This is a genomic window from Mucilaginibacter sp. P5_A4, from assembly GCF_056400605.1.
Map to the genome: position 1 here is coordinate 42206 of NZ_JBFUKX010000038.1, position 21606 is coordinate 63811.

Annotated in this window: 22 protein-coding genes and 1 pseudogene; 13 read left to right on the top strand and 10 right to left on the bottom strand. The window is 41.4% G+C overall.

From position 1 onward, the window contains the following. Positions 1–16: 16 nt before the first annotated feature. On the bottom strand, positions 17–457 hold the full coding sequence (locus AC1DQW_RS19915; protein ID WP_477455671.1) for a nuclear transport factor 2 family protein: 441 nt from the start codon (positions 455–457) through the stop codon (positions 17–19). A 103-nt stretch (positions 458–560) separates the two neighbouring features. Continuing rightward, positions 561–1592: an NADP-dependent oxidoreductase gene (locus AC1DQW_RS19920; RefSeq protein ID WP_477455672.1), complete on the bottom strand. Its 1032-nt coding sequence runs from the start codon at positions 1590–1592 to the stop codon at positions 561–563. Between the two features lie 125 nt (positions 1593–1717). Between AC1DQW_RS19920 and AC1DQW_RS19925 the strand changes: the two genes are divergently transcribed. From AC1DQW_RS19925 to AC1DQW_RS19940, 4 genes are all read left to right on the top strand, one after another. After that, on the top strand, positions 1718–2071 hold the full coding sequence (locus tag AC1DQW_RS19925; protein ID WP_477455673.1) for a winged helix-turn-helix transcriptional regulator: 354 nt from the start codon (positions 1718–1720) through the stop codon (positions 2069–2071). A 340-nt stretch (positions 2072–2411) separates the two neighbouring features. Next, a complete protein-coding gene (locus AC1DQW_RS19930) occupies positions 2412–4160 on the top strand; it encodes a hypothetical protein (RefSeq protein WP_477455674.1) in 1749 nt (582 codons plus the stop codon). Positions 4161–4223: 63 nt separating this feature from the next. Beyond that, positions 4224–4457 (top strand): hypothetical protein, encoded by a 234-nt coding sequence (locus tag AC1DQW_RS19935; RefSeq protein WP_477455675.1) that lies wholly within the window; start codon positions 4224–4226, stop codon positions 4455–4457. A gap of 13 nt (positions 4458–4470) precedes the next feature. After that, entirely contained in the window at positions 4471–5109 is a 639-nt protein-coding gene (locus tag AC1DQW_RS19940; protein ID WP_477455676.1) for a putative polyvalent protein kinase domain-containing protein, read from the top strand. Between the two features lie 388 nt (positions 5110–5497). Here AC1DQW_RS19940 and AC1DQW_RS19945 read toward each other — a convergent pair whose 3' ends face one another. Further along, a complete protein-coding gene (locus tag AC1DQW_RS19945; RefSeq protein WP_477455677.1) occupies positions 5498–6355 on the bottom strand; it encodes a sugar phosphate isomerase/epimerase family protein in 858 nt (285 codons plus the stop codon). Between the two features lie 83 nt (positions 6356–6438). Here AC1DQW_RS19945 and AC1DQW_RS19950 point away from each other — a divergent pair, with 83 nt between their 5' ends. Beyond that, the gene (locus AC1DQW_RS19950) at positions 6439–7284 is read left to right on the top strand and encodes a helix-turn-helix domain-containing protein (protein WP_477455678.1); all 846 of its coding nucleotides are present in this window, start codon (positions 6439–6441) and stop codon (positions 7282–7284) included. A 333-nt stretch (positions 7285–7617) separates the two neighbouring features. On the opposite strand, the gene AC1DQW_RS19955 is transcribed toward AC1DQW_RS19950, so the two are convergent. Together AC1DQW_RS19955 and AC1DQW_RS19960 are read right to left on the bottom strand one after the other, a co-directional pair. Then, complete coding sequence (locus tag AC1DQW_RS19955; RefSeq protein ID WP_477455679.1) at positions 7618–8244, bottom strand: hypothetical protein; 627 nt, start codon at positions 8242–8244, stop codon at positions 7618–7620. Between the two features lie 213 nt (positions 8245–8457). Then, positions 8458–9303, bottom strand: coding sequence for a hypothetical protein (locus tag AC1DQW_RS19960; protein WP_477455680.1), 846 nt, complete (start codon positions 9301–9303; stop codon positions 8458–8460). Between the two features lie 556 nt (positions 9304–9859). On the opposite strand from AC1DQW_RS19960, the gene AC1DQW_RS19965 reads away from it, so the two are divergent. Continuing rightward, positions 9860–10420 carry a hypothetical protein gene (locus AC1DQW_RS19965; protein WP_477455681.1) on the top strand — a complete coding sequence of 187 codons (561 nt, stop codon included), beginning with the start codon at positions 9860–9862 and terminating at the stop codon, positions 10418–10420. Between the two features lie 195 nt (positions 10421–10615). On the opposite strand, the gene AC1DQW_RS19970 is transcribed toward AC1DQW_RS19965, so the two are convergent. After that, the gene (locus AC1DQW_RS19970; RefSeq protein ID WP_477455682.1) at positions 10616–11080 is read right to left on the bottom strand and encodes an SRPBCC family protein; all 465 of its coding nucleotides are present in this window, start codon (positions 11078–11080) and stop codon (positions 10616–10618) included. Then, positions 11061–11402 (bottom strand): ArsR/SmtB family transcription factor, encoded by a 342-nt coding sequence (locus AC1DQW_RS19975; RefSeq protein WP_477401562.1) that lies wholly within the window; start codon positions 11400–11402, stop codon positions 11061–11063. The genes AC1DQW_RS19970 and AC1DQW_RS19975 overlap by 20 nt, the downstream gene beginning before the upstream one ends. 330 nt (positions 11403–11732) lie before the next feature. Here AC1DQW_RS19975 and AC1DQW_RS19980 point away from each other — a divergent pair, with 330 nt between their 5' ends. From AC1DQW_RS19980 to AC1DQW_RS20005, 6 genes are all read left to right on the top strand, one after another. Then, positions 11733–12230, top strand: coding sequence for a GNAT family N-acetyltransferase (locus AC1DQW_RS19980; RefSeq protein ID WP_477455683.1), 498 nt, complete (start codon positions 11733–11735; stop codon positions 12228–12230). A 13-nt stretch (positions 12231–12243) separates the two neighbouring features. Then, complete coding sequence (locus tag AC1DQW_RS19985) at positions 12244–12723, top strand: MarR family winged helix-turn-helix transcriptional regulator (RefSeq protein ID WP_477402951.1); 480 nt, start codon at positions 12244–12246, stop codon at positions 12721–12723. Between the two features lie 276 nt (positions 12724–12999). Further along, a complete protein-coding gene (gene uvrB, locus AC1DQW_RS19990; protein WP_477402949.1) occupies positions 13000–15024 on the top strand; it encodes an excinuclease ABC subunit UvrB in 2025 nt (674 codons plus the stop codon). 150 nt (positions 15025–15174) lie between these two features. Then, positions 15175–15426, top strand: coding sequence for a DUF4834 family protein (locus AC1DQW_RS19995; RefSeq protein WP_477455684.1), 252 nt, complete (start codon positions 15175–15177; stop codon positions 15424–15426). A 6-nt stretch (positions 15427–15432) separates the two neighbouring features. Further along, positions 15433–15729, top strand: coding sequence for a hypothetical protein (locus AC1DQW_RS20000; RefSeq protein WP_477455685.1), 297 nt, complete (start codon positions 15433–15435; stop codon positions 15727–15729). Between the two features lie 83 nt (positions 15730–15812). Then, complete coding sequence (locus tag AC1DQW_RS20005; protein WP_477455686.1) at positions 15813–18296, top strand: YfhO family protein; 2484 nt, start codon at positions 15813–15815, stop codon at positions 18294–18296. Between the two features lie 64 nt (positions 18297–18360). Here the strand turns inward: AC1DQW_RS20005 and AC1DQW_RS20010 are convergent, their stop codons facing one another. Both AC1DQW_RS20010 and AC1DQW_RS20015 read right to left on the bottom strand, forming a co-directional pair. Continuing rightward, positions 18361–19113: a glycosyltransferase family 2 protein gene (locus AC1DQW_RS20010; protein WP_477455687.1), complete on the bottom strand. Its 753-nt coding sequence runs from the start codon at positions 19111–19113 to the stop codon at positions 18361–18363. Beyond that, positions 19106–20389 carry a glycosyltransferase family 4 protein gene (locus AC1DQW_RS20015; RefSeq protein ID WP_477455688.1) on the bottom strand — a complete coding sequence of 428 codons (1284 nt, stop codon included), beginning with the start codon at positions 20387–20389 and terminating at the stop codon, positions 19106–19108. The genes AC1DQW_RS20010 and AC1DQW_RS20015 overlap by 8 nt, the downstream gene beginning before the upstream one ends. 268 nt (positions 20390–20657) lie before the next feature. Here AC1DQW_RS20015 and AC1DQW_RS20020 point away from each other — a divergent pair, with 268 nt between their 5' ends. Continuing rightward, the gene (locus AC1DQW_RS20020) at positions 20658–21404 is read left to right on the top strand and encodes a class I SAM-dependent methyltransferase (protein ID WP_477455689.1); all 747 of its coding nucleotides are present in this window, start codon (positions 20658–20660) and stop codon (positions 21402–21404) included. 1 nt (position 21405) lies between these two features. Here the strand turns inward: AC1DQW_RS20020 and AC1DQW_RS20025 are convergent. Next, positions 21406–21606 (bottom strand): annotated as a pseudogene (locus tag AC1DQW_RS20025) (sugar transferase); the annotation flags it as partial.

Consider the following 21606-nt stretch of genomic DNA (forward strand, 5'->3'; position numbering starts at 1 on the left):
AATGCCTTAGCCTTGTTTATAGATTGACTTCGCTTTTTTCCTGCCACCCGAAATTTCCTATTCGGTTAGCTATTAGCCAACGCTTGTTCTCACGCACATAATGGTCGTGGTAAATAGCACTTATACTGGTCTTTATTTTTTTACCGTGCTCGGTGCCGATTAATGTAATCAAACAATAACACGTTCCGGTGGCGCTATTGCCGTCTATATTCACCACCTGCTGACCGTTAAAATGGTGGACTATTTCAACATCTTTAAGAAAACTACCAAACGCTTCCTCCATTTCTTTCCGGCCTTTCAGTTTTAAAATAGCTGTATCCCCGGCAAAAGTTTCCGACACTGCATTTTCAGAAAACTGCTGCACCTGAGCTTTAAAATCTTTTCTATCGCCAAGAATAGAAACGTTATCAACAAGCTCTCTGAGCGAAATCCTGTCTTCCAATTCTTTATTATTCATAATTGTTGGTTTTTTTTAAAGAAGCCGTCTCCAATTGAGGCAGCCTCTTGGTATATAAATGACTATGAACTTTAAAATGCTTGTTGCGTTCCGGCTTTAGTGCTTAAACTACAGTAAGCACGATCTTGCCTTGAATGCTTCCGTGGGCAGCTCTTTCGTGCGCCTTTTGAGTATCCGCAAGCGGAAACGTGCTGTCAATGGCGATACGAATAGTCCCATCATCGAGTAATCGGGCAAGTTCCGCTAACTGTGCGCCGCTCGAGCGTACCTGGGTGGCTGACACCGTTATGCCCAGCTTCGCGGCTTCCTCTGTGCCCGAAAAACCTAAAGGGAACACCGGGAATAAAGCTCCGCCGCGTTTCAATGTGCGCAAAAAACGGCCGGTGGTTGGCCCGCCAACACTGTCGATGACCAGGTCAACGTCATGCACAACATTCTCGGGAGTGGTCCTGGTATAATCGATGAATTCGTCAGCGCCGAGATCTCGCAGGAACGCTTCATGCTTACCCGATGCTACAGCGATGACGTGCGCACCCTTCCATTTTGCCAGTTGCACTGCAAAGTGCCCAACACCACCCGCCGCACCGTTAATGAGCACCGTTTTGCCTTCGAGCGGCACCGGCTCATGCTTGTTCGGCTGAAGCGGATTCTGTACGTTGTGGCCTACATCAATCATGAACTGCCATGCGGTGAGCAATGACATTGGCGCAGCCGCGGCATGTACGTGATCGATGCCGGCCGGCTTAAGCGCAACTTCCGATGCAGGCGCGGTGACATATTCGGCATAAGCCTGGCTGGGCCCGTAGCTGGGAAAGCGAACCATCGAATACACCTCATCACCGATGGCGAAGTTTTTAATATCGTCGGCGACCGCCTCGATGACGCCCGAAATGTCTGTCCCCAGAATTATGGGAAAGGGAACTTTTGGCTGCCACTCAAGTGGCAGCATTTTATATCCGTCGCGCAGATACCAGTCGGGCGGATTGAGACCGACTGCATGAACCCGTACGCGTACTTCTCCTGGCTTAAGTTCGGGAATCGGCGCATCTTCATAGTGTAGCACTTCAGGGCCACCGAACTCATGCTGCCGGATCGCCTTCATTACTGCCACTTTATCTTTTGAATTTAAGTCCATTTTTTACTTATTAATGAGCTGCAAAGTTAAACGCAATGTTTACTTTTGGCAAGTATGTACTTATTTGTACCTTACAGACTAAAAAGTTTCTAATGTTGAATATCAGCTATTTATGAATAAATAAAATGAAAAATAAAGCAGAAATCCCTGAATGTATACAGAATTGTGGCGTTGAATATGCTTTCAAACGCATTGGCGGAAAATATAAAGGACGGATCTTGTGGCATTTGAGCTTGAAAACAGTACTGCGTTATGGCGAATTGAGCCGGACCTTGCCCGACATTACTACTAAAATGCTTACCCAAACTTTAAGGGAGTTGGAAGAGGATCAATTAATAGTGCGAAAAATGTACCACGAAGTGCCGCCCAAGGTAGAATATTCATTGAGTAATACAGGGCAGGAATTAATTCCGTTTATTGAACATCTTCACGATTGGGGCAAGAAACAATTGGAAAACGAATCGGCGATTAACCAATAATAGCTAATAGCAGTTTAAAAAAATATGACGTTCGTAAATAATATCTATTAAATTACGCCTTTGTTGGAGTTGTCTCCAACAAAACCTTTGGAGGATAATATTCATGTTTTTGCTATCAACTGGCATCGGCTTGTTGGAGACAACTCCAACAAGGGAAAAGCGGAAGCAGTTAAGATGATCCTTGATATCCTCTCGGCTGATACAAAAGTAAAAAATATTACCCCTTTTATTTGCTTTTTATGATAGTACCTCGCGCCGGTTGGGGGGGGGCTTAAAGAGTAATGAATAGGTAAATAGCGATTGATCTTTGTAATAAGGAGGATATAGCTATTTTTAAGGCATGAAATTAAACCGCCTTATCATACTGTTTTTAACAGTTTTGCTTTTTCATGGATGTAAAAAAGGAGAAAAAGGATTTGTTCCACCTAATGATCCCAAATCTAAAGAAATTGGCCTTTCGGGTACTATTTATGGCCCGGATGGTTATCCAGCCGAAGGAGTGGTGGTTACCATAGATGGCCATAAATCTGTTACCCCTGCTTCGGGTTTGTTTGAGTATACCGGTACAGTAAGTAACGTTGATAAGGTAAAACTCTCGATATCTAAAAACGGGTATTTTAAATACAGTAAGATATTTACGCTGGAAGAAAATAGTTCGATAGAAAAGCTCGCTTATTATTTAGCCTCTGAAGAAACCGCCGGAAGTTTCGAATCGGCAAGCGGCGGAACTGTCGCTACCAGTTATGTTACGCTTGTTTTTCAGCCCAATAGTTTTGTTAAGGAAGACGGAAACAGTTATAACGGAAAAGTTACGGTAAAAATGCCCCTTAATGCTATTACTGATTATGAAAATAAATTACCGGGCGATTCAAGGGCCTTAACCGCGGCCAATGAAAAGGTTGTGGTAGAAACTTGGGGAGGGATAAACGTGCAGGTTTATAGCAATGCCGGACAGCCACTAAAATTGGTAAAGCCGGTTAATTATACCTATAAAAGGCAACGGTATGATTACACTACTCCTAATGAAAAGTTTAGGATATGGGCTTACAATGACATTGAAGATATTTGGAAGGAAGCGGGCGATGCTCAAGCAAACCAACAAGATTATACGGGAAGTACAACAAGTTTATCTTACCTGAGATGGGGAGTAGCCTATCCGCAGGCATTCCTAAGGGCTAATGTAACAGATGGCACGATAACCCCGGCAAGCTTTTTTAGGTTTGGCTGTGGCGTAAACGGGGCCAATAGAGGCCTGTCATGGGTACGAATTAATTCAAAAGGGTTTGCGTTAACGTATGTAGCAGCTAATATGGAATTAGGTACATCTGTTTCATCGCCATGTTCTGATTTTTTGAATTCCTTTCGGGTCACTGCTATCGCGACCGGAACAACATTCGATCAGAACATGGTTGTTAACTTAACGCCTTATCAAACCCATGTTTCAGGTAAAATAGAAGATTGCAGCTTTAATGGCGTAAAGGGCAGGGCAGAGTTTACCTTTGATGGCAAAAAAATGATGACTAACCTTAATAACGGTTATTTTAGTTTTACTTTTCTTTATTGCCAGATCAGCTATAGCAGAGGCCAACTGGTTGTTTATGATGAACAAAATAAAGTTATTTACAAGGATGACGATTACTCGGTAACAGCTGGCAGAACCACCAACTACATCGCTTCTGTATGTACCAAGCCACAAACAGGCAAGATCACTGTAAACGTTGAGGGGAAGACCTACACATTTCAAACACCTCAGGATAAAGTGTCGATGATCAATACCATCGATCTTTTATCAGGTGGCCCATTAGTTATGGTTTTGGCCGAAAACGCCGATAAAACTCAGAGTTTTTCCCTTAGCTATCCCGGTTCTGCCGGCGGCAACGTTAGCCTGTATACTTGTGTTTTGTCAATGCCTGGCAGTAAATATCTGATGACTTGGGGTTTGTATGAGCCTGGTACAGCCCAGATCACGAAGTATAAAACCGATAATACCATGATTGAAGGAGCATTTAAAACTAAAGCGAACCTCAATTTTTCTGGATTCGGAGGAGCTGAGGTGGAGCTAAGTGGTAGTTTTAGTGTTTTGAGGTGATGTTATCCCGAAAACTCTAATTCTGGTCGAAGTTTAGCGATAGCGTAACTTCGACCTAAAACCATGCAAGCATATTGCTTGCGTGGTCTGAACGAATTACTCGCTTCGCCTTTGTTGGAGTTGTCTCCAACAAAACCTTTGGAGGATAATGTTCAATCAACCATTGATGTTTCTGCTATCAACTGGCACCGGCTTGTTGGAGACAACTCCAACACGGGCGGAGCGAAATTAATAGCTACCGCTGTTGCTTTATCATTCGCCTCGCTTTTTAAATTGAACAGAAAACCGTATTTTTGATTATTGATTATAAATGAAAAACGTCAAAGATGAATTACAACATATCATTCTCGGACATGAACCAACTGGCCAAGCAAGCCAACTCAAAAAAGTCCAATGTTTCCTTAGATCAAATGCGAAAACAAGCTTCGCAACTGAAAAACAGCAGCGGTTCAAAAGTGAAGAAACAGCAGCACTCGTAGCATTCGCCGAGCAGGAAGATATTATGTACGCGCCGGTAATCCAGGAAAGTGATTTTATCAGCGAAGGTGCAGAACAAAAAGTCTACCGGTTAGACGGGGCGCATGTCATTAAGACCAATGCAAGTGCTTTTTACGAATACTGGCTCGATTACTTCAACAGCCTACTCATTCACAATTATTTTTTTCCAGCTACAGCATATACCTTCCTGGGTTTCAAAATGATTGCCGGTGAACTGAATGCGGTAGTGATGCAGGAGTTTATTGTAACTTCTGAACCGACTGATCTTACCTATGTAAAAGAATTCTTGGAATACAACAATTTTCATAATAACCGCAATAACGATTACGTCAACAGTGAATTGGGCCTAATCTTTGAGGATCTGCACGATGAGAATGTACTTTCTGCCAATGGTGTCCTATTCTTTATTGACACCGTTTTTTACTTATCACCCGGTTTTTACACAGTGTAAATTCCCGAAAATCATTCGATGACCTTAATTGAGTGTAGTGAACGCAACTAAGCACAACCTCAATACTTAAGTAAAGAATACTAAGTTCATTATCGAATATTCGCTGGTTCGAGCCCAGCCTCAGGAGAGGTCTTTCCTATATATATTGATTAGATACAATACCCTGTTAGCCAGCGCGGTATACTCCTGATAACGAAACTTGATATCCCGGTCGTCGTCATCGTTTACTTGAATATCTGCATTCAGGGATGCTTGTAACTCTTCGATCCGCTTTTGAAGGTCTCAGTAAGTGGGATTTCTGATGAATCAGTTCAGTAAGGGTGTATAAAGAAAAGCCTACATGGTATTAGCATGTAGGTATTAGCATGGGGTTTGTACTTAATTAATCTTATTTCAGGCCATCAAATTGGGCGATTGATGTATCAAATGTAGATTTGGCCATTTCCTCCAACGGAAGTTTGCGAATAACTTCTGAAAGTACCTCAACTCCCCAAGGTCCTTCGTATCCTTTGGCTTGTATTGCCTTTATAAAACCAGGAATATCAAGGACGCCTTCTCCAGGCAATTTTCTTTTATGTATGGTGTCCTGCCAAAGCGGATTTATTGGATATTTGTCTGCATCATTTAATTCTACTGCACCGATAAACTCCAGTGGGATCTTTTCAATCTCACTAAATGCTATTCCACCGCGACTTAAATGCCACACATCTAAAAGCAGTCTACCATTGGGCTGGTTGGCACCCTGTACTATCTCAAGGGCTGTATCTATTGAGTTTACATTACTAAATGGCATGATCTCCAATACAATAGTGGTACCTGCATTTGCCGCCTCCTGACTTATTTTGGCAAACTCCTCTGCCATTAATGAAATATTGATCTCATCCTTAAAAAGGCCCGGTGCAATTTTTATATTTCTTGCTCCTAAGACTTCCGCTGCATGAAGAAGTTCTTGTCGCATTTTATCAGATGTTCTGCGAACATCCCCCTGTTCGAACCAATTGTCCAAAAACTCAAATTCCAGATGTTTGATACCGTTTGTTTCCAGGATAGTTTTTATTTCTGAAAAGCCGATCTTATCTGCGGTAGCCATCAGATCAGCATGTACCAATCCTATTCCTTTGTAGCCAGCTTTGGCGGCAGCTTCAACACGGAATCTAAAATCAAACGTACTGATCTCAGTCGGACCAAAGGGATGTATGTCTCCAGCTATGGTAAAATAAGCTGCTAATAATTCTATGTCTTTCATTTTTATGAATTTATAGATCAAAGTTCCTACTTGAATATTCAATAGTTAGGTATATTAATTTCAATTAATTGTATATTTAATAGATGAAAATCCTAAAGCAATTTGAGCCGCTAAGTATCGAGCACGAGGAGAATTTAAGAGCAAGCTGTTCTCGCCATGCGCATAACCATTTTGAAATCGTGTACATCAATGATGGCAAGGGCAGTCATTTCTATAATGAGGCCACATTGGAATATGAAACTGGCGACCTGTTTTTAATCGCTCCGGGAGACGAGCATTTTTTTGAAATTAATGAGGTGACTACCTTTACTTATATCAAATTTAATGAGGCTTATTTTAATTCGAAAAGACACCTTGCTCCAGACGAATATTATTCCAGTACACCAGAAGCTATAATGAAACTGCGCTTCCTTAAGGAAGTTAAAATAGAAATCGGCAGGCTTCATTCCGAGATCCTTAAGAATCTTGTAAATAGTGTACTTGCCTACGATAAGGTAAAAAACGTTGCTCATTCACCTGTGATTTTTTATTTGCTACTGGGAATCTTTGGGATTATAAAAGAATCGATGCAGGTGAAGGCAATTACGGCTGTAAATGATGATCCAAATAACGAACAGATTTTATCCTATTTACATGAGAATATCTATAGTAGAGAAAAGATTACGGTAAAGACCATTGCTTCACATTTCAACATTTCAGTTAGATATTTCAGCAACTATTTCAAAAGAAACTTTGGAATAGCCTATCAAGAATACCTTGACAGTTACCGGATCAAGCTCATTGAAAAGAGAATAGCTATAGGAGGGCTTAAATTGAAACAGATTGCAGCGGAATTTGGATTTACCGATGTCAGTCATTTATCAAAGGTTTTTAAAAAGCTGACCGGGGTAAGCCCAACTGCCTACAGAATATTAAACGCTCAAAAATAAAAAGCTAACTATCTGTCCGGATTCACTTTATGATCTATAGCAATATGCTCGTTTCGGTCAGGTGTTTACGTAATTGTTTCTACTGCTGATTTAAACTCTGTAAGAAATCTTATTTGATCAATAAAATGGTTCGAATTCTGCCCACTCTGGGGACTAGTCCGCAGTAAAATCCCTACAACTCGCCTTTGTTGGAGTTGTCTCGCCTTTGTTGAAGTTTTCTCCAACAAAACCTTCGGAGGATAATGTTCAATCAACCATTGATGTTTCTGCTATCAACTGGCACCGGCTTGTTGGAGACAACTCCAACAAGGGCGGAGGCAACCAGTCCGCTGCCTACACTGTCTGTTTTTTTGGTTTAATGTGGGCGAAATCAATTGTTTTGGTAAAGTACTCATGTCCGAGAATCAATAATATGGAACTGCCAATATTTGCTTTCTGCATTATTGGCAACAAATCCCAGTTATTTGTGGCATGCAGATATACGGCATAATAAAAAATAAGCAGGCAAACAATATTGTAGAATTTAAAAAAATGAAGCCTTGTTTTCATAATAAATACCGTAATCACAATTATGCATGTCCAGAACAAAAAGCTGGAGATGGTGAGCATCAAATCATGCAAAGGAGTAATTACCAAAAACGTAAAAGGCATTGTTAGTATACCCACATACTTAAGGATGTTTGCTCCATTTCTATCCGGTAATTTTTTTGACATATTGACAAAGAAGATAGCACAACTTATTGTGTAGAAGAACATCCCGAAATAAGCCCAAATTCTGGAAGCGTTATGAGAACCATTTACCGCTGTTGTTTTAAACAGATTACTTATATAATTTCTTGTCCAATCGAAACCAATAGAGTTCTGATTTTCATACGTACCCCCCGGATAAACGGCGATTGCAATAGCGAGTAAAATCAACGAAATAGTTAGTCCAATTAGAACGGAATGTCTTTTTATCATGTATGAAGTGTATGAGTTTGTAAGCTTCAAACAAAAGATACAACATTTGGTAAATTGTTACAGATCCACAAGCAGTATAATGGATTTTTTCCTCCGCCCTCGTTGGAGTTGTCTTAAGACAACTCCAACGAGGGCGGAGAGGCACTGCGATAATGGTTAAGCTTGCTTTTTCATGGTTTAATCAAGAAGGGTTTGGTTTAATTGTATTAGGTTTTAGGGTTTTACGAGCTTCCTCATTTGGGTTTTCAATTCATCGATCTCCGCCTGTTGTAGCTTCAGTTTTGATTCCAATATATCATTGGTTTCGATCTGTTTCTTCTCTTTCTGGTCTTTTTCTATGAGATATAAAGTCAGCTCTTCTACTTTCTTCATCAATAGTTTGTTCATCTCGCCAAGGTTAAGACCTTCTTTAGCAATTTGCTGTTCTGATGGAATTTCCGGTAAATGTTGGTTTTGATCGATGTAAGTTTTTAATTCTGATAAAGAAGGTAATTGATAATCCTTTTTGAAAACATAATCGGGCCAGTTGGCTAATTCAACAGTAACTTGTTTGGAGCGGATATTACCGTTTACCGATAAGGCTTCACGTGGGGTTAAAGTATTTATCCCCACCCTTCCTGCTCCGTCAATAACCAGGTCATTGCCATAATACCAACCGTAGCCCGTACCTAATTTATCAAAATTGCGTTTTGTTCCTAAAATCATTTTTCCCACCGCATTACCGGTAGTAGTATTCCCGGCCACCGTAATAATTCTGGCCTGGCTCCAGATATTAGTACCATCAGTATTAGCGGGGATCGCGAATTCTAATACTGCTCCGGTAGTTGTACTTCTTCCACCGGTGTTAGCTTGTATAATCAGGGCCTGATTCTCCCATTGTGCTGGATGGTCTACAGCTGTGCCCAATCCCGAAACATGTAATAAAGAAACCGGGATAGTGCCAATACCGATGGAATTGCTGGTTGAAGTAATGGTGTTTGTTGCATTCGTTGTCCATTGGGCATGCACCAATGATGAAAAGCATAGAAACAGAGATAGTGAAAAAATGAGTTTCTTCATGATATGATAATAGTTGGGGCGTTATTATTGTTATTTAAATGCAAATCTTGTGAATACTTTCAAAATGCCTAAAAAGCTTTATGATGTACAATTTCGCGGAGGAGTCTGGTAAAAGTTCAGGTATTCGGGTATTATTTGAAATGATAGTATTTTCATAAAGAATGGTTTAGATAGAACAAATATATTCTTTTATCATAAACAAACCCGTTTTAATAAATAACCAGGTTATTTATTCGTTAACAATAGGGAAATATTTTGCCCGATGATGGTGGCGGAATATACTTGCAGGTAATTTCCGGCTTGTCCTAAATCGACGAAGTAACATGTTGGAAGAAACGTGAGCGGTTGCCCAGTGGGTTGATGACTTTTGACTTATTTTTACAAAACATGTTGTAGAGCACAGGTCAGCCATCGCTCAAAAGCCTACACACAAGACCTGCGCGAAATTGGGTTCCCATCAATATCTGTTTTTTGAAAAGGCAATGGATTTTCTATAACCTAAGCGAATGCCGCTCAATTAGTTAAACATAAATCTGTTTGATCCGTTATTAAATTTATGAAAAGTATAAAGATCATTTCAGGCAATACTGAACAGCAAGTGTGGACCGGTGTAGAGGCCACCCTGCAAGAAGATACATTGGATTATAACGTGTTAATAAAACAGGGAAAAATACAGATCGAACTATATATTGGCATCGACCTTGGCGGAGGCTTTGAAAGCGGCTCGGCGTTAACCCAGTTGAGTGCGGTTCTGTCGCATAAAAATACCTTCAAATTTGCCATACATGATAAAAGTTTTATTGACCAGGTTGGCAAGTTTTTTGGCATGCAGGATGTGGAGATTGGCTATCCCAGCCTCGATAAACATCTCATTATTAAAACTGATGATAAGACAAAGGTTCGGCATGCTTTTGCGGATGAAGATATACGAAAAGTTTTTTCTACGCTGGAAAGCTTTGATTGCGGAATTCATATACATAACAATGAGAATGACAAACAACATGCTTACCTGGAACTAAACATTGATGAAGGTATTAATAACCCTGCCGAATTACGAAAAATATATCATGCCTTTTATAAGTTGCTGATGAATATTGAACATCAGTTAAAAGACTGAGCTTAGCCCAGGCCCCCTTGGCGCAAGTATTGTGAGGCTGCCTGCGGGTGGATGACTTGTGACTTATTTTATAAAACATGTTGTAAAGCACAGGTCAGCCATCACTCAAAAGCCTACACACAAGACCTGCGCCAAATTGGGGCACTATTTTGCCTTTTGATGCGGTGCAACATCAACCACAAGCTAAATTAAAGCCTACCCCTGGTTTACACCTTTTATATATTCGTTAAGCTTTTCTATATTTTGCTTTAATCCTTCGTCGGCTTTAAACGTTTTCACTACCTGTATAAATTGTTCGTGTGTTTCAAAAAGCATATGCCAGGTAAGGTGTGTTTGCCCGCCCTTTGCTTCAAATTCAATAGTGGCAACAAACTTAGGGCTGCTCACATGTTCATACACTATTTTTTTAAGCGGGATGATCTCTTTAAAGATGCTTTTGTTTTTATAATCGGTTCCGTCGGGGCCATGCATCACCAGGTCCCATTCGCCTCCGGGTTCAACATCCATTTTACTAATGGTATTGGTGAAACCATTGGGTCCCCACCATTGGGCAATATGTTGGGGCTGGGTCCATACCTCCCATACCAGTTCAACCGGGGCATCCAATGTTCGGGTTAAGCGTAATTCGCGGTCGGTAGTGTTACTTTTTGTGCTTTCCATCTCTTTCGTTTTTTAATTGTACTACATATTTTTCAAGGTTATCTAATTTACTTTCCCAATGCTGCCGGTACTGGTCTACCCAGGTTGATACCTCACTGAGCTGATCGAGCCGGGCTTCGCAAAACCGGTCGCGGCCATGCTGCTTCACATTAATGAGGCCGCAATCGGCCAGGATCTGGATATGCAGCGAGATGGCCTGGCGTGTAACAGCAAAGTTTGCGGCTATGGTGTTCACGTTATGCGGCTGTGTAGCAATCATGTTAATTATGGCTCTTCGGGTAGGGTCGGCTATGGCCTGGTAAACGTCACGTCTGGTTTTCATGATTTGCAAGTACTTACTTGCAAAAATAAGCGCAAGCATTTACTTGCGCAAATTGTTTTTTAAATTAGATTTGAGATGTTAGATATGAGATTTGAGACCCTCGAACAGCGGAAATCTGCGGGCAGCGAGGGAGAAAACCCATGTCATTGCGAGCGCAGCGCGGCAATCGCGAACTGTGCATAGCCACCACGCAAATCATTTTTGACTTTTGAATTTTAACTTTTGACTTAAACCGGCGGCGCATGCCGCCGGTTTGCACTATGTCATAAAATAAAATTCAATTTGGATATATGTAGTTAACTACGTAGATTTGTACATAAATTAATTAACATGAATACATCGCTTGAAATTACCCCACTTGATAATACTTACTGTGAGCAGATTATTGATATAATACTACCTATACAGCAAATAGAATTCAACGTCCCCATCACCCTTGAAGGCCAGCCCGACCTGCTTGATATTGAATCAAACTACCACCAAACCGGCGGCAACTTCTGGGGCGCCAAATACGATGGGCAACTCGTAGGCACCATAGCCCTTATTGCTATTGACGGTAACGCCGGGGCCTTGCGCAAAATGTTTGTCCGCAAAGAATACCGTGGCAAGGAACTGGGTATCGCGCAGCGCTTGCTTGATGAGCTGATTGCCTATTGCAAACAAAACCAGATAACGGCCATATACCTGGGCACGGTTGATATGCTGAAGGCCGCCCATCGTTTTTACGAAAAAAATAGCTTTACCCAATTGGCCAAACAGGATTTGCCCGAATCATTCCCGCTGATGGGCGCCGATAATATTTTTTATCAGTTACATTTGAACAATTAACAACCGGGTACAAATGAACGTTATAGACGAATCGGGAATTTTAGCCATCTCCACCAGGCTGCAGCGCCTTGCCGATACGCTGCGCAAGGATGGGGTGCTGATATACAAAGCCAACAATATTGATTTTGAGCCCAAATGGTTCCCGGTTATTTATACCCTGCATTTTAAACCCGTTTTAAGCGTGGTCGAGATAGCCAACGAAATTGGCTATACCCACCCTTCCACCATCAGCCTGTTAAAAGAGCTGGAAAAAGAAAAGCTCATCCGCTCAAAAAAAGACAAGGCCGATGAGCGCAAACGCCTTATCCAACTAACCGCAAAAGGCCAGGAACTGGTGGAACGCATGCGCCCCGTTTGGGAAATTATAAAAGCCGCCGCAACCGAACTTACCGATACCCAAAACAACCTCATGAAAGCCATAGCCGAGGTAGAAGACCAGGTAAATCAGCAAAGCTTTTTTGCCCGGGCACAGCGTTTAAAGTCGGCAAAATGATTAGCATTTTTTTTCTTGATATTTCTCTATAATTGTTGGTTAATTGTGGTTTAATCTCCCAGTTTTCTTAATGTTTTGTCGTTTTTTTTCGATAAAAATCTCCACTTGCTATTGCTGAGTAATGCAGCCATAAAAAACTACCATCTTGCTGATATTATCTGCCGGCTAAACAAAAGGTTCCCATTTTTGCTTTATATAAAATATTGCAAACCACAAACCAAACTGCCGGCCGCAAACCGCCAACTGCTAACTAAATTTGCTATTTTTACACTACACATGGATTTTAATTTAACTTCCCAATACTTCCCCACCGGCGATCAGCCCGAAGCCATCAGGCAGCTGGTTGAGGGCGTAAACAACGGCGATCCATTCCAAACACTCTTGGGTGTTACCGGGTCGGGCAAAACGTTTACGGTTGCCAATGTAATTCAGCAAACGCAAAAGCCTACCTTAATACTTAGTCATAACAAGACCCTTGCGGCGCAGCTTTATGGCGAGTTTAAGCAGTTTTTTCCCGAAAATGCGGTGAACTACTTTGTATCCTACTATGACTATTACCAACCCGAGGCGTTTATAGCCACCACCAATACCTATATAGAAAAGGACCTGCAGATAAACGAGGAAATAGAAAAACTGCGCTTACGTACTACCTCCGCCCTGATGTCTGGCCGCCGGGATGTGATAGTAGTATCCTCTATATCATGCATTTACGGCATGGGTAACCCCGAAGATTTCGCGCAATCGGTTTTCAAATTTGCTGTAGGTACCCGCATCAGCCGGAATGCCTTTTTACACCGCCTGGTAGAGATCCTTTACGCCCGTACCACCGCCGACTTTAAACGCGGCACCTTCCGGGTTAAGGGGGATACGGTTGATATTTTCCCGGCCTACATGGACCACGCCTACCGCATCTCCTTCTTCGGCGATGATATTGAGGAGCTTACCACTTTTGACGTGAGCACCGGCAAAACAATCGAAAAAATGACACACATGGTGGTTTACCCGGCCAACCTGTATGTAGCTCCGCGTGAGCGTTTTGTACAATCCATCTGGGCTATACAGGAAGAGCTGGAGACCCGCAAAAAGCAATTTATAAATGACGGCCGTTTCCTGGAAGCCAAACGCCTGGAAGAAAGGGTTAATTACGACCTGGAGATGATCCGCGAGCTGGGCTACTGCTCGGGTATCGAAAACTACTCCCGCTTTTTTGATGGCAGGCTGCCCGGTGCCCGCCCGTTTTGCCTGCTTGACTATTTCCCTGATGATTACCTGATGGTTATAGATGAAAGTCACGTTACCGTTCCGCAGATCAGAGCGATGTATGGCGGCGACAGGTCGCGTAAGATGTCGTTGGTTGATTATGGTTTCCGTTTGCCTGCGGCTTTGGATAACCGCCCGCTAAACTTCCAGGAGTTTGAAAAGCTTGCTCCCCAAACCGTATACGTAAGCGCTACACCTGCTGATTTTGAGTTGGAAAAATCGGGTGGCGTAGTAGTTGAACAGGTAATACGCCCAACCGGCCTGCTTGATCCTATCATCGAGATCCGCCCGGTGATAAACCAGGTAGATGACCTGCTGGATGAAGTAGACCGCACCATAAAAATGGGCGACCGCATACTGGTTACCACCCTCACCAAACGCATGGCCGAAGAGCTGGCCAAATACATGGATAGGTTGGGTATTAAATGCCGCTACATCCACTCGGAAGTTAAAACGCTGCAAAGGGTGGAGATACTAAGGGGACTGCGTCTTGGTGAATTTGATGTACTGATAGGTATCAACCTGTTACGCGAAGGGCTCGATCTGCCCGAGGTATCCTTAGTGGCTATCCTTGATGCTGATAAAGAGGGTTTCTTACGGTCAGAACGTTCATTGATCCAGACCATTGGTCGCGCAGCACGTAACGACCGCGGGCGGGTAATTATGTATGCCGATAAAATAACCGATTCGATGCAGATAACCATGGATGAAACCAATCGCCGCCGTGAAATACAGATTGCTTATAATACAGCACATGGGATTACACCAACAACAGTAGGTAAAACCCGCGAGGAGATCATGGAGCAAACATCGGTTGTTGATTTTAAGGGGGGAGTACAAAAAGCTTATGTGGAGGCCGATATGGCAACACTGGCCGCCGACCCAATTGTGCAGTACATGACCAAACCCGACCTGAAAAAATCAATAGATAACACCAAAAAAGAAATGCTTGCCGCCGCCAAAAACATGGATTTTTTATTAGCCGCCAAGCTTCGCGATGAAATGTTTGCCCTGGAAAAAATGATGGAAGAGAAATTTTGATTTGAAAATTTGTCGATTTGAAAATTTGAAAATAACAGTCACAGCATCTTCAAATTTTCAAATTGCCTGATTTTCAAATTAATGCTAACACCATATTCAAACAATTTTACCGTTATATACTTATATTTGTAAGCTTAAAGTTAAATCAAGATGCTACTTATTCGTTTCCTGATCATATCAATTTGTATTTTATACATTATTCGCACTTTAATGCGGTATTTAATACCTGTGCTGTTTCAAAGCGTTGTGAACAAAGCGCAACAGCATGCACAGCAGCAACACAACTACAGCGAGCCTAAAAAACCAGAAGGCGCCATAAAGGTTGATTATATCCCCGAAGGCAAAAAAAGCAAATTACCCGACTCTGAAGGCGAGTTTGTTGATTATGAAGAAATAAAATAAACCAACATGCTGCCCGACGAAATATACAAACGACGCCCTAACCATAATAACACCCCCGAGTCGATAACCCTTATTATTGCAAACTTTATTGTATTTGTAGTAGCAACCCAATTGTTTGTGACCTGTAGTAAGATCAATACTTTTTTTTGGGTGATAGTTGGTGCATTAGCCGTTTACAATTTTTTTAACATTCGTAAATACCGCGAGGATTACTATAAACCACAGGTTATAGCTTACATTTTAAGCCTGGTAATAATGGTAATCTTCTTTTTTGTGATGCGTGGCCGTTCCCAGGGCTGTTAAGTAATTCCTTTACAACTAATAATTCCTAATCCCGTTCAAATTTCTATTTTTGAGGATTGTATTATCCATTTCAAAAAACTTAAATGAATAACTGGCTCAAGCGTAATAGTGTTCACCTCATTATTGTAGCAATTTTAATTGCAATTTCCTTCGCTTATTTTTTTAGCCCCTTAACCCAGGGAAAAGTATTATTACAGGGCGATGTGTCTCAGGCGCAATCTATGCAAAAAGAGATCAATGATGTTAGGGCAACAACCGGGCATTCCCCCTTGTGGACAAACCAGATGTTTGGCGGTATGCCTGCTTACCAGATCTGGGCTCCTTTCCCGTCAAACATTACAACGCATGTGATAGCTGCATTAAAAGCTGGTTTCCCTAACCCCGTTGATACCGTATTGCTTTACCTTTTAGGGGCATATTTATTGTTCAGCGTGTTACGACTGTCGCCATGGCTTGCAGCAGCCGGAGCAATTGCTTTTGCCTTTTCATCCTACAATTTTATTTACATAACGGCAGGGCACGCCAACCAGGCCTATGCAATAGCGTTTTTTGCACCAATATTGGCAGGTATTATTTTAACGCTACGTGGCAGATACCTGTTAGGGGCATCACTCACTGCTTTTTTCCTGGCAATGGAAATAAGGAGCAACCACGTGCAGATGACCTATTACCTGCTGCTGGCAATTGCAATATTACTTGGTATTGAACTTTATCACGCTATAAAGGATAAACAAACCAAACCGTTTTTAAAAGCCATTGGCTTCTTAGCTGCAGGCACTTTATTAGCTATTGCTGTAAATGCAAGCACACTTTGGACCACTTATGAGTATAGCCAATACACCATCAGGGGTAAAGCCAATTTAACGTCAAAAGGTAACGCCGGGCCAAATCATGGTCTTGATAAGGACTACGCTTATAACTGGAGCCAGAGCGTGGGCGAATGCTTTACTTTTTTAATTCCCAATGCCTATGGCGGTGGTTCCAGCACAGTTGTTGGTGAGGATTCAAAAGCTGTAAAAACACTTACTGATAATGGCGTCGATCCGGGACAGGCACAGGGTTTTGTATCACAATCACTATATTATGGTAATAAGCCAGGCACATTTGGCCCGTGGTATTTTGGCGCTGCAATATGCTTCCTGTTTGTTTTGGGCCTGCTGATAGTTAAAAACCGTATAAAATGGTGGTTGCTAAGCGCTGTTTTATTAAGCATGCTTTTATCATTCGGTAAAAACCTGCCCTTCCTTTCCGATTTCTTTTTCAACTATGTGCCTATGTACAACAAATTCAGGGCGGTTGAGTCAACTTTGGTAATTGCAGCGTTTTGCTTCCCTATACTGGCCCTGTTGGCAATAAACGAAGTTATAACCAATACAGATAAAGCCTTAATTTTTAAGCGTGCCAAGATAGCTTTCTACATAACCGGTGGCTTGTTATTGATTATGATTGCTATACCTGATGTTATTTTGAGCTTTAAATCAGATGAGCATTTAGCCTTCGTTAACAACCTTACCCAAATATTTAAAGGCAATTCAGCATTAGCTAATACAGTAGCAAGCGGACTGATTGACGACAGGATAAGCCTTGAACGTGCCGATGCCATCCGTTCACTCATATTTGTATTATTAACCGCCGGCCTGGTATGGTTGCTCATCAAACAAAAGATAAAAACTAATATCGCAGCATTAGTTTTGGCCTGTATTGTTTTATTTGACATGTGGGGCGTTGATAAACGTTATTTAAGGGATACAAACTTTGTCGCAAAATCCGACATGGAACAGCAATACACCCCGCGTGAGGTTGATCAGTTTATCATGAAAGATACCGACCCTAATTTCAGGGTATTTGATATGACTTCGGGAGATCCATTTCACGATTCACATTCATCTTATTTTTATAAAACAGTAGGAGGTTTTCATTCGGCAAGACTAAGAAGATTTGATGAGCTTATTGAGAGCCAATTCAGCAAAAGCGTAAACCGTGATGTGCTGGATATGCTGAACACTAAATACATTATAAACGCCGATCCAAAAACGGGTAATGCCGGTATGCAGGCCAATCAAACTGCATGCGGAAACGCATGGTTTGTAAAAAGCATAAAATTTGCCCAAAATGCGGACGAGGAAATGCAGGACATCAGCAGCTTTTCGCCAAAAGATGAGGCCATTGTTGATAAGCAGTATAAAAGCATGATTGATATTCAACCAGCCCCAGGTTCAACTTCAACAATTAAACTAACAAGCTATACACCGGAGCACCTCGAGTACAAAAGTAGCACACCTGTGGCTCAGGTAGCCGTATTCTCCGAGATCTATTATGATAAAGGATGGAAAATGACTATTGACGGTAAAGAAGCCCCTTATTTTCGTGCCGATTATTTGTTGAGAGCAGCCGTGATACCTATTGGTAACCACACGATAGAATTCACCTTCCACCCAACATCATATTATGCAGGCGAAAAAATCTCGTTAGCCGGATCAATACTACTTGTACTGGCTCTTGGAGGTGCGGTGTACGCCGAAACCAAAAAGAAAACACTTGCTAAACCGGTTGCAAAAAAGGTTTAAATAAATTTTTACCAGGATAAAAAAGCGATGGGTGTTTAACTCATCGCTTTTTTTATACAACCAATTAATCGTTGGTTCTTTTGTTTTTCAACCAATACCATCCCAAATTAAAGGCTATCACAATATGATTCAGAATGGTTGGGATCAATCCATAATTCTGCTTCATGATATCAAAACGTTCCTGCAAGCTTTGGCGATGCCTTTTTTTTGACATCCCCCCTACCAGGTATTTGGCAACGTAACGGTTTGCATTTACTATCTTTTTAGCTTTTTTTGTAGCCCGGATGATCCAGTCTATATCTGCACTTAGTTGATATTTACTGTCGTACGGTTCTGTTAGGGCCCGCCTGATATAAATGGCCTGGTGGCTAATGCTCATTCCATATTTAAACCCTTTCCAGGTAAATTTAGCCGGGGCTTTATGCCTGCGCTGACCAAGGCTTTGGCCATCATCGGCAATCATTTGGGTTTCGCCGTAATAAATATCGGCATCATCAGTAGTAGCGAACACGGCGGCTACCGTTTCACCGTCATAAAACTCATCACCGGAGTTCATGAAGATCACATAATCGCCCGTAGCTATAGCCAGGCCTTTGTTCATGGCATCATAAATGCCTTTGTCTTTTTCGCTTATGAACTTGCTTACGCGATTTTTATACTTTTCAATCGCCTGCAAAGTGCCATCATTCGAGAGGCCGTCTATGATGATATATTCAATATTATTATAAGTTTGACCCAAAACGGAAAGTATAGTACGTTCAATATCACGAACATTGTTGTACACAACGGTAATAACACTTAGTTTAGGGTTAAACATCAGCACCTCCGGTTACTTTTAGTAAACTTTGATAAAGTGCTATGTGTTTTTTCCCAATAACCTGTTCCGAAAAAGTATCCATTACTGTTTGCCGGGCCTGCTGTTGCAACTGTTCGTTCTTCGGATGTTGAATGATCCACTCCATACCATCAGCGAAGCTCTCTGCCGAACGATAAGTAGCCAGATAACCATTATATCCATGTTGCACCATATCGGGAATACCGCCCGTGGTAAAGGCTATTACTGGTGTTCCGCAGGCAAGGCTTTCCATCACCGTATAAGGCAGGTTATCTTCAAGTGACGGGATCAGGAAAGCATCCGCGGCGGCGTAGTATTGCGCCAGTTGTTCATCATTATTTATAGTCCCTAAAAAACTGGTCTTGAAAGGAAAGTCGGGCACTCCTTCAGTACCGCGATTGCCAAAAACTACCAGTTCAACATTATTCGCACCGGTACCTAAACGTTGTTTTAACAGCTCCATACTTTCCAACAGGTATTGGGTACCTTTATGCAGGTCTTTGCGCGATGGCATAAACCCGCTCAGAAAAATAAATTTATCAGCTGGCAGCCCGGTTTTTCCCTTTGCCAGTTTCTTATCAATGGATTTAAAAATATCGGTCTCCAGTGTATTTGGAATCTGGTACACAGCCTTTTCATTCATCAGACTACTGGCTTTCACAGAGCTATGCATCCATGAACTGGGCGCAACTATGGCAAAGTCCAACACTTCATACGCTTTACTTTTTTTCTTCCAGATCTGGTGTGAAATATCATCCTCAGACGCATTAATGAGTAGCGGACAGTTGCCGCACTCCCTCATGTAATGATCGCAGGTATAACGCACATGGCAACCACCGGTAAAAGCATTGCTGTCATGGAAGGTCCATACAACCGGTTTGTTTAGTTTGGCAATTTCGGCAATGTGCTTTGGATCAAGAAAACCATGATTGATCCAGTGTAGGTGGATGATATCGGCATTTTTTACATCGGGATGGTGAATAACCGAACGACCGAACCATGCAAACGAAAAAGGGGTGCGCAGGGGCTTTAAAAATCGTTTGGCCAGTAACCGCTCCAATATGATTGTAAAAGCAGTATATGATTTTTGAATCTTATTTGAATTAAAAGTACCTATCTGCGGATTCCTGCCAAATTTATAATGAACAACAATTTTTGAATCGATATTTTGGTCCTGCAGTGCCCGGTTAAGCCGCATGCAGGCCCGACCTGCTCCCCCATTACCATCGTAGGTATTTAGATGCACTACTTTTAACATTGACGCGAATTACATGAATTTTAATTAGAGCACTAATTACACCAAAATTAGCCAATTTTACGAATTGATCGCTTAAATTGATAATGCCCGAATTAAAAGATCATCATCCTCTTATTAGTTCAACTCGCTTTTACTTTTTTTATCCTAATACCTGTTAAGATTTTTAACTCATATAGAATTGACGGTCTTCTATTTGCGCTTATAGGGGATTTTAAATTCGTATAATTTGAAATGCTGATTTGTGCTAATTTTTATTTCCTTTGCACTTATGAGCAACGAACTCACCGATAAGGCTTTTTGGGCCAATTACTGGGAATCAAAAAAGGATATAGCATTTAATGTTCCCTCTAATTATACTTTTCATAAATTATTAGCAAACATAATCACAGAAAATAAGCTGTCGTCTGCGATAGAATTAGGCGGCTTCCCCGGATATTATGCTATATTTTTGAAGAAATATTTTGGATTAAAAACCACGCTTTTTGATTTCTATGTTCATCCTAAAACATTAGAGGAAGTATTAAACGCCAATGATTTAAGTAAAAAAGATGTATCTATAATTGAGGGCGACCTGTTTGCTTATCAACCGCAAACACAATACGAGCTTGTTTTATCATGTGGGTTAATAGAACATTTTAACGATACCAAAGATATTATAAATAGGCATCTGTCCTTTTTAAAGCCAGGCGGAACTTTATTTATTACGCTGCCCAATTTTACTGGTGTTAACGGTTGGGTACAACGTAAGTTTGATTCGGACAACTACGATAAACACAATATCAGCAGTATGAACCCAGAATTATTAGCTGGATATTGTAAGGATCTGGGATTGAAAAAAGTAAAAGCCTATTATTATGGCAAATTTTCTGTATGGCTGGAGAACCGTGCACAGCAACCAGGCCTGGTGAAACTTTTTTTTAAAACCTTATGGCTAACCGGTAAAATTGCAACTAAAATTATTCCTGTCGAATCAAGGTTACTTTCCCCATATATTGTACTTACGGCAATAAAGTAATCTATTTTCTTGACAGATATTTTGCCTGTAGCTGTTTAACAAACCTTACCCCCCTTTGCACCAGGTTACCTTTTCGGTTATTTAGGAAATGTTTAATCGCCTGGTAAGCCTGGTAATTTTCTGTTATTTCTGCAGGAAAATTTTTAACCGGTTGCCTGGCAATTTGTACCTGGTAAATGTTTTCGTTATTGGAGTGTACACC